A 519-nucleotide genomic window follows, 5' to 3' on the forward strand; every position below is an offset into this window, starting at 1 on the left:
GGACCCAGTTTTCTTCATTAGCCACGGAGTTGTGCTCCCTGCTTGGCGGCCGCCGCGACGATCTTGTCGGCGATGGCCTTGAGTTCCTCGTCGGTGAAGCTCTTCTGCGACGGTTGCAGCAGAACCTCGACCGCCACCGACTTGTGGCCCTCGGGCACGCCCTGTCCGGCGAACACATCGAAGACGCGCGCGGCGGTGATCGCGGCCTTGTCCGCCCCGCGTACCGCGCGGATCAGCGAATCGGCGGGCAGCTCGGCGGGCACCAGGAAGGCGAAGTCGCGCTTTACCGACTGGAGCGCGGGCGGGCTGTAGGCGGGCCGCATGAAGCCGGTCGCGCGCTTGGGCGGAATCGCGTCGAGATAGAGTTCCACCGCCGCGACCGCGCCGTCCAGGTCGAACGCCTTGAGAACCGAGGGGTGGACCATGCCGAACGCCGCCAGCACCGTCTTCGGCCCCAAGCGCAGCGTGCCCGACTGGCCGGGATGCCAGGCGTCGCCCGCCTCGCCCATCACCTGCAAA

Annotated in this window: 1 protein-coding gene; it reads right to left on the reverse strand. The window is 68.8% G+C overall.

Annotated features, from left to right (window positions below):
- Positions 1–17: 17 nt before the first annotated feature.
- The coding region (locus D1614_RS28910; RefSeq protein ID WP_206610216.1) for a phenylalanine--tRNA ligase subunit beta-related protein at positions 18–519 on the reverse strand (502 nt) is incomplete at its 5' end.

The sequence above is a fragment of the Maribellus luteus genome (genome assembly GCF_003576475.1).
Taxonomy (GTDB): domain Bacteria; phylum Bacteroidota; class Bacteroidia; order Bacteroidales; family Prolixibacteraceae; genus Draconibacterium; species Draconibacterium luteum.